General features: G+C 75.2%; 3 protein-coding genes. All 3 read right to left on the bottom strand.

Annotated elements, in window-relative coordinates:
- Positions 1–230: 230 nt before the first annotated feature.
- Complete coding sequence (locus tag IE249_RS11880; RefSeq protein WP_229858205.1) at positions 231–1,508, bottom strand: AAA family ATPase; 1,278 nt, start codon at positions 1,506–1,508, stop codon at positions 231–233.
- 80 nt (positions 1,509–1,588) lie between these two features.
- Entirely contained in the window at positions 1,589–3,046 is a 1,458-nt protein-coding gene (locus IE249_RS11875; RefSeq protein ID WP_189704744.1) for a hypothetical protein, read from the bottom strand.
- 114 nt (positions 3,047–3,160) lie between these two features.
- The coding region (locus IE249_RS37020; protein WP_229858203.1) for a PEP-utilizing enzyme at positions 3,161–3,406 on the bottom strand (246 nt) is incomplete at its 5' end.

Below are 3,406 nucleotides of genomic sequence, written 5' to 3'. Positions count from 1 at the left end.
GGGACGGACCTTGACCGCGTGCAGCCGGGCGGCCAGCAACTTCTCCATGTCCAGGCGGAGTTCGGCATGTACGGGCGACTCGCCGGAGCCTGCCGACGGCCCCGGCCCGGCGGCCCCGGCCGGACGCGGAGGCGCCGGTCGGGGCAGCGGACGCGGCACCGGGCGAGGGCGTGCGCCCGGCTCGTCCGGGCGAGGGCGTGGGAGCGGCACCGGCCGCTCGGCCGTCCCCGTCATCGGTGCGTCCCCGTCGGCCGGTGCGCTCCTGTCGTACGACCGGAACCGGCCGCGGCCGCGACCCGCTCCACCGACCGGTCCGCCCGCCGGGCGAGACCGACCACCCCGGCCAGCCGCTCCACCGCCTCCGGCACCTCCCAGTCGTCGCGCCGCAGCGCCGCCAGCGCGGTCGCCGGGCCGACGAGCAGGTCGGGGGCACCCGTCTCCAGCGCCCGCACCAGCACCGCCCAGCCGGCCTCCCACCTCTCCCGTTCCGGCCGTGCCCCGACGGCGGCCACCACCGCCTCCAGCGCCGCCTGACGCAGATCGCCCCGGGCGGGCAGCTCCGCGAGGGGCGGGTCGGCCAGCAGCGACTCCGGGTCCGGCAGGTCCATGCGGTCCAGGTGGGCGAGGAGTTCGAGTCCCGGCCCGTCCCCCACCGCGCCCCGTACCAGCAGCGCCAGTACCTCCCGGGAGACGGAGGCCGCCGTGCCGAACGCCAGCAGGGTCAACGCGGCCTCCCAGCTCCGGGGCGAGGGCCAGGCGCTGCCGCGCCGGGCCTCGGTCGTCGGCAGACGGTGGATCAGCGTGGGCCGCACTTCCAGGAAGCCGCAGACCGCGCGTCGGGCGAAGGCCACCGCCTCCGGCAGTCGTTCGGACACCAGCCGCGGCAGTTGGGCACGGGGCCAGATGCCGCCCAGCCCGCGCACCACCACATCGCGGTCGTGCACCCAGTGCAGATGCACGAACCGGTTGGCCAGCGGCGGGCTCAGCTCCCACCCGTCCGCCGCCGAGGCGCGTGGATTGGCGGCGGCCACGATCCGTACTCCCGGCGGCAGTTGGAGCGCACCGACCCTCCGCTCCAGGACCACCCGGAGCAGGGCGGCCTGCACCGCCGGGGTGGCGGTGGAGAGTTCGTCGAGGAAGAGCAGCCCTCGTCCGGCCCGCACGAGTTCCACGGCCCACTGCGGTGGCGCCATCGGCACTCCCCGCACCGCGGGATCGTCGCCCACGATGGGCAGCCCCGAGAAGTCGGACGGCTCGTGGACGCTGGCGATCACGGTGGTCAGCGGCAGGTCCAGGGTGGCGGCGAGCTGTGTCAGGGCCGCGGTCTTGCCGATGCCCGGCTCGCCCCAGAGCAGCACGGGCAGGTCGGCCGCGACGGCCAGCGTCAGAGCCTCGAGCTGCTCGTCGGGGCGCGGTTCGGTGGTCGTCGTCCGCAGACGAGTCAGAAGGTCGTCGGCTATGGAGAGTTGGTTGTCGGTGGGCAGGAGGGCGGGGGAAGTCATGGGCATCACCTGTTACGGAGAGAAGGGGGCACAACGCGTGCTGCGCTGCGCGGGGAGGGAACGGGCATGAGCCGAGGGGGAGTTGGTCAGCGGTGCATGCCGGTGCGAGGCCGCGCGCGGCTGCTCCGCTTGCGGCTCATGTCGTGCGGCGTACCGCGGTCGAGCCGGGGACGGCGGCCCGCGTCCGCGTGCCCCCCGCCGGGAGCGCTGCCGGCTGCCGGGTGCGTGGTGACGAGCCCCGAGCGGAAGAGTCCGTGGTCGAAACGGCGGGCCACGGCCGCCTCCAGCTCCGTCCGCAGCGGTCCGTCGCGCAGCACCGCGCCGGGACCGAGCAGCCCCTCGACCAGCGCCAGCGCCCCCGCCACGTCACCATGGGCCAGTCGCTCCCGTACGGCGGGCAGCGCCTCCGGGGTGCGGTGGATGGCGTCGATCGCCCGGAGGCACGGAAGCGGCGGCCCGCCGAGCTCCAACAGGAGTTCCTCCCGGCGCAGTTGGTCCGGGTCGTGATCGACGGCCGTCAGCACCCCGTCGCGCAGCGCGATCCGGTGGACCTCGCCCCGGCATTCCACCTGGTGCGGGTCGCCAGGCTCGGGGGCGGGACCGGCCATCGAGGCCGGGGCGCCCCCCGCCACCGAGCCGGAGGCCGCCAGTGCCGCGGCGACGAGCGGGTGCAGCCGTCCGGCCGTGACCAGCCCGGCCCGCAGAAGTCGCAGATCCGGCAGGACCCGGGCCGCCGCCTCCGGCAGCACCGGAAGCGCCGCGGTCTGCTGCGGGGGCGAAACCCGGACCAGCCGCCGGAAGGCCGGGACATGGCTGTCGTCGGGGGCGACGAGTTCGAGCACGGCCCGGCTGCGCGCACCGAGCCGTACCGCGAAGGCCCCGCGGGGGCTGCGGCCCTCGGCCCGCAACAGCAACTCCGCCTCTGCGGCCCACCGTTCCACCGCCCACGGGGAATCGTGGACGCCAGGGGTCGCTTCCCCGCCCGCACCGCATCGCCACGCCAGCTCGCCGCTGCGGCGGGCGTCCCACAGATGCCGGTGCAGGTCGAGCCGGAAGCGCCGGTCGGGATACGGGTGCGGGTGCGGGGCCGTGCGCACCTGGCGCTGCCCGCCCGGATCGGTCCCGGACCCCTCCCACAGGGCCAGGGACATCCACTGCCCGCCGTCCGCCCCGGCCGGCGGGGTCCGCACCACCAGTCGCAGCGGTACGGCGCCCGAACTGCCGTACGTCGCGAGGCAGATGGTCAGGCCGGGCCGGAGCCGCCCGTCCGGGGCGATCCGGGGCATGTGCCAGCGCAGCAGATCCGGTGCCAGCCGGCGCAGATCGGCACGGAGGCGGGTCACGAGATCGGTGCCGTGGCGGTCGCGCACGGCGCGCAGATCGAGATCGACGTTGATCCGGGCGGCGGCGCAGGCCCCCGCCCAGTCACCGACGGCACGCCGCGCGGTCGCGGTCTCGATCATGGAGGGTGGCACGGCGTACGCACGCACGCGCTGCCACATCGACAGGTGGGCCGGAATCTCCGTCGCGTTGTGATGTGCCATCAGCACTCACCTTGCGCGGACGATTCCCCCAATCCACGAGTGAGGAGGTTCTTCACCCGGGCATCATAGGAGACGGATCCCCTACGGCGCCCGGAATTGTGGTCGGTCGGTCGGTCAGGAGAGCATCTCGACGTACCCGTCGGTCCCGTGCACGCGGATCCGCTGCCCGTCGCGGATGCGCCGGGTGGCCTGTTCCACCCCCACCACTGCAGGCAGACCGTACTCCCGGGCGATCACCGCGCCGTGCGTCATCAGGCCGCCCACCTCCGTGACCAGGCCCGCGATGCCGACGAACAGGGGCGACCAGCTGGGGTCCGTGCAGACCGTGACCAGGATGTCGCCCGGCTCCAGTACGGCGTC

It is taken from the genome of Streptomyces anandii JCM 4720 (assembly GCF_014650655.1).
GTDB lineage: Bacteria > Actinomycetota > Actinomycetes > Streptomycetales > Streptomycetaceae > Streptomyces > Streptomyces anandii.
This window is presented reverse-complemented; position numbering and strand designations above follow the sequence as displayed.